This window comes from Micromonospora sp. WMMC264 (assembly GCF_027497275.1).
GTDB lineage: Bacteria > Actinomycetota > Actinomycetes > Mycobacteriales > Micromonosporaceae > Micromonospora > Micromonospora chalcea.
Window position 1 is genome coordinate 2,977,928 of the sequence record NZ_CP114907.1, and the last position, 4,519, is coordinate 2,982,446.

Consider the following 4,519-nt stretch of genomic DNA (forward strand, 5'->3'; position numbering starts at 1 on the left):
AGGGTGCGGCACTCACACAGTGAGTCAAATGCGCCCCCGGTGATCACATTCCCGTCTCGGCGAGAGGTAACGCAGGTCACGCGCCTGCCCACCGGTGCGGCACGCCGCCGGGGCCGACGTCGCTGCCGGCGCCGGACGGGGACGAAGCGGCTGCGACGACCGCACGGCGGCCGATCCGGGGTGCCGGTCAGCGTTGCAGCACCTCGCCGAGCGCGGCCAGGTACGCCCCGGCCTGCGCCCCGTTCACGAGCCGGTGGTCGTACGCCAGCCCCAGGTCCGCCACCGCCCGCTCGCGTACCCCGCCGTCGCCGTCGAGCACGACCTCGCGGTGCACGTCCGGCACCGAGAGGGCGCAGGTGACGCCGGGCGGGATGATCGGCCGGGACACCGTGACGCCGGGTGTGTCGTTGAGCGCGACCAGGAAGTTCATGCCGGCCATGTCCTCCTCGCGGAGCCGGCCGCGCAGCGCCTTCATCCGCAGCGCGACCACGGCGTCAGCGAGGTCGCCGAGGTCCAGTCCGGCCGCGTCGCGGATCACCGGCAGGAACAGTCCGGTGCCGACGTCCACGGTGAGCCCGATCGACGGCGCTTCCGCGTCGACCACCAGCCCGTCGCCGGTGAGCCGGGCGTAGAGGGCACCGAACCGCTCGTGCAGCGCGGCCACGGCGGCGATGACGACCTCGGTCAGGCCGACCGTGGCGCCGGTCTCGTCGGCGGCGCGGCGGGCATAGGCGAGCGCTGCCGTCACGTCGACGCGCACGGCGGTGAAGGCCACCGGGATCTCCCGGTGCGAGGTGGACACCACGTCGGCGATGCGGCGCTGCGCCGGTGGCAGCGGCCGTCCCGGCGTCGCCGTCCGCGTCCCCACGGCCTCCACCTGCTCCGGGTACGCCGCAGCGGGCGAGCCCAGCGGCTCTGGCGGGGCGGGCACGGCCGACTCGGGCAGGATCCGGCCGATGGGAGCGCCCGGGGCGCAGTCGGCGCCGGCTGCCACGTCCTGACGCAGCACGCCGGCCCGCGTCGCCGCGAGTTCCTCGATCGCCTTGGACGTCTCGACCGCCGCGACCGGCTCGCCGGCCTCCACCGTGGCGCCGTCCGCGACCAGCCATTCCAGCAGCACGTAGCTGTCGTCGTTGGGGTTGAGCCGCGGTACGTCCACCGGGACGCCCGCCTGCGCCGCCGTCGTCGGAGCGGAGGGCGGCGGATCGACGGGTGACGGGTCGGTGCGCGGAACCGGAACCGCGCCGGGCACGCCCGGAGACACGCCGGCCGGAGTCGCCGGGGCGTCAGCCGGTCCGCCCCGGTAGCCGGTCGCCACCGGCGCGGCGGGCAGGCGCATGATCCGGTCCAGGATCGCGTCGGTGCCGAGCAGCACCGCCTGTTCCAGGTGCGGCGCGGACGGGATGACCCGGTCGGCGGAGCTGACCAGCTCGACCGGGCCGCGCAGCAGCGGCCACGCCTCGGCGTGCAGGCGGGCCGCGACCTCGCTCCCCCACGTGCCGCCCGCGGTGCTCTCCTCGGCGACGATCACGCCGTGCGCGCCGGCGAGCAGGTCGCGCAGGCCGTCCACGTCCACCGGGTAGAGCCGTGCCGGGACCAGCACCTCGACCGTACGTCCCCGCTCGGCGGCCCGAGTGGCGGCGGCGATCGCCCGGTTGGCGACCCCGCCCGGCGCGATGACGAGCGTCGGCGCGCCGGTGGCGTCCGGGTCGTGGACGCGGGCCCAGTTGCCGTCCGCGCCGCGCGACTCGAAGGCGAGGCGGTCGTCGACGCGGCCGTCCACGTACCGCCGCTGGGTGTAGAGGATCTTGTCCTCGAACAGCATCGCCGGTTCGTCGCGGCGCAGCGCGGCGGCCAGCACGTCGGCCGCGTCGTGCAGCGGGGACAGCTCGTACAGCGCGAGGTGCGGGATGCCGATGAAGTGTTTCTGCGGGCTCTGGCTGTGCGTCGCGCCGTAGCCGCGCCCGCCGCCGACCGGGCAGCGGATCACCACCCGCATCGGGGTGCGCTCGCCGTACATGGCGACGGACTTGGTGATCAGGTTGAGGATCGGGTCGAAGGCGAGACCGGCGAAGTCCCCGAACATGATCTCGACGATCACTGTGTCGCCGCACAGCGCCAGGCCACCCGCGACGCCGGTGATGCCGTTCTCGCTCAGCGGCGTCGACAGCACCCGGTCGGGGTAGGCGGTGGCGAGGCCCTGGGTCACCTTGAACGCCCCGCCGTACGGGTCGGCGACGTCCTCCCCCAGCAGCCAGGCCCGCTCGTCGGCGGCGAACAGCGCGTGCAGGGCACGGTTGAGGTTGCGGCTCACCCGTTCCGCGCGCGTCACGCCGCCGCTCCACGCGCGAGCGGCCGGGCCAGCACCTCGGCCGAGACCTCCGCGACCCGCTGCCGGGCCCGCGCGTCGGCGGCCGCGAACCGCTCCGGGTACGCCTCGGCGTACCGCTGGAGCCAGTCGAGGCGGCGCAGCCGGTCGAGTTCGTCGGCGGGCCGGGTGTCGTCGCCCTTGCTGTGCGGGCCGAGCCGGACCGTGTGCTGCACGAGCACGTGCGGCGTCCGGGTGGCGCGGACCCGCTCGACGTGCGGCGCGGCGGCGGCGCGTACCTCGGTGAGGTCGAACGAGCCGGACTCGCTGACGGTGATGCCGAACCCGGCGACCCGGCCCGCGATGGTGCCGGCGAGCTGCGCGGTGGTCGGGGTGGACTGGGCGATCCGGTTGTGCTCGACCACGACGAGCAGCGGCACCCGCCACAGCGCGGCCATGTTCAGCGCCTCGTAGACAGCACCCTCGCCCCAGGTCCCGTCGCCGATGTACGCCACCACGATCGCGTCCTGCCCGGTGCGGTTGAGGTGCAGTCCCACGCCGACAGCGGCGGGCAGGCTCTCCCCCTGCACGCCGGTGGACAGGAACCGGTCCCGGCGCAGGTGCTGGCTGCCGCCGTACCCGTGGCACACCCCGCCGTCGCGGCCGAGCAGTTCCGCCAGCAGGCCCTCCGGGTCGCCGCAGTGCGCCAGGTAGTGCCCGTGGCCGCGGTGGTTGCTGAACACGAAGTCCCCGGTCAGCAGCGGGGCCAGCGCGACCGGGACGTACTCCTGGCCGAGGCAGGTGTGCGTGGTGCCGGCGAGGTGACCGTCGGCGTACAGGCGCAGCAGGTGCTCCTCGAAGCGGCGGATGAGCAGCCCCGCGTCGAGGTCGGCGTCGTCGAGCGGGGCCGGCGCGGCGCTCACTCCGGCACGCCCCGCTGGGCGAGCAGCGCGCGCAGGTCGCCCACCGACCGCACGGTCCGGATCTCCCGGGGCGTCAGCGAGATCCGGTACGCGTCCTCGACGGCCACGACGATCTGGAGGTGACGCAGGCTCACCCACGCGGCGGTGGTCGCGGGGCCGGTCTGCGCGTCGACCTGGTCGACGGGCAGTTCCAGCACGTCGGCGACGAGCCGCACCAGCCGGCTGGACATGCTCATACCTCGATGATCGTACAGGCCCAGTGGGTGCCCCGGCCCAACGAGATCAACGCGACCCGGTCGCCCTCGTGCAGCTCACCGGCGTCGAGCAGGCGGCTCAGCCCGAACAGTTGGTCAGCCGCGCCGAGATGCCCGTACTCGGCCGCCAGTGCCCGGTTGGTCCGCTCCGGCGGCACCTTGTGGGCCTCGGCGAGCGACGTCATGGCGCGTTCGTTGTCGGCGACCAGGATCAGCCGCGCCAGGTCGGCGACGGTGACGCCGGCCCGCTCGCAGGCGCGTTCGGTGACCCGCACCATCCGCTCGTCGAGGTGGCGGGCGTACTGCGCGAACTGCTCGGGGTCGTAGTCGAAGAACTCCATCACGTGCCACACGTCGCGGGCGGCCGGCGGCTCGGCGCCGGGTGCGAACGGCGCCGCGGCGCCACCGCCGTCGAGCCGGTAGAACCCGGCGTAGCGGCCGTCGGTGGCGGCCTCGGTGACCTGCCAGCGCAGCCGGGGGTGCCCGCGCCGGGCCACTGTGGCCACGGCGCCGTCGGAGAACACCATCGGCTGGGTCTCCATCCGGTTCCAGTACGCCTCGCAGGTCCGGTTGGCCGCGATCACGAGCGCGGTGTCGTACTCCGGGTGGGTGGCGAACTTGCCGGCGACGGTGTCGAGGCTGAGCACGCCGGTGGTGCACGCCTGGGTGAGCAGCACCGCTTCGGCGCCGGCCGCGCCGAGCCGGTACGCCAGGTCGGCGGCGGCGTCCCAGTAGAGGTGTTCGGTGAGGTCGGTGACGGCGAGCACCAGCAGGTCCACCCGCGCGGCGGGCAGCGTGGCGGCGTCCAAGGCGCGGCGGGCGGCCCGCTCGGCGAGGTCGGTCAGGCCGACGTCCGGCGCGGCGCGGTGCACCCGCCGGTAGCCGTAGCCGAGGACGCGGTTGACGTCGTCGGTGTACTGCGCCACCACGTCGGCGACGGGCGCCGGGTCGCCGAGCGCCTCACCGAAGGACACCAGCCCGAAGCTCATGCTCGACCGTCCCGCCGCAGATCCGCCGCTGCTTACCATTCCCCC

At 74.9% G+C, this 4,519-nt stretch carries 4 protein-coding genes; all 4 read right to left on the reverse strand.

The window, feature by feature from the left end; genetic code table 11:
* Positions 1–187: 187 nt before the first annotated feature.
* The 4 genes from O7542_RS12875 to O7542_RS12890 are packed head-to-tail and all read right to left on the reverse strand — an operon-like array spanning position 188 to position 4,474.
* Entirely contained in the window at positions 188–2,332 is a 2,145-nt protein-coding gene (locus O7542_RS12875; protein WP_043324766.1) for a 2-oxo acid dehydrogenase subunit E2, read from the reverse strand.
* Positions 2,329–3,231 (reverse strand): thiamine pyrophosphate-dependent dehydrogenase E1 component subunit alpha, encoded by a 903-nt coding sequence (locus tag O7542_RS12880; protein WP_043324767.1) that lies wholly within the window; start codon positions 3,229–3,231, stop codon positions 2,329–2,331. Before O7542_RS12880 ends, O7542_RS12875 begins: the two co-directional genes overlap by 4 nt.
* Complete coding sequence (locus O7542_RS12885; protein WP_223201113.1) at positions 3,228–3,467, reverse strand: acyl carrier protein; 240 nt, start codon at positions 3,465–3,467, stop codon at positions 3,228–3,230. The genes O7542_RS12880 and O7542_RS12885 overlap by 4 nt, the downstream gene beginning before the upstream one ends.
* Positions 3,464–4,474 carry a 3-oxoacyl-[acyl-carrier-protein] synthase III C-terminal domain-containing protein gene (locus O7542_RS12890; protein ID WP_043324769.1) on the reverse strand — a complete coding sequence of 337 codons (1,011 nt, stop codon included), beginning with the start codon at positions 4,472–4,474 and terminating at the stop codon, positions 3,464–3,466. The genes O7542_RS12885 and O7542_RS12890 overlap by 4 nt, the downstream gene beginning before the upstream one ends.
* Between the last annotated feature and the right edge of the window lie 45 nt (positions 4,475–4,519).

Bases quoted from the DNA above. Each gene is read 5' to 3' on its own strand.
- O7542_RS12885 (WP_223201113.1), bottom strand. From the start codon at position 3,467: ATGAGCATGTCCAGCCGGCTGGTGCGGCTCGTCGCCGACGTGCTGGAA.
- O7542_RS12890 (WP_043324769.1), bottom strand. From the start codon at position 4,474: ATGAGCTTCGGGCTGGTGTCCTTCGGTGAGGCGCTCGGCGACCCGGCG.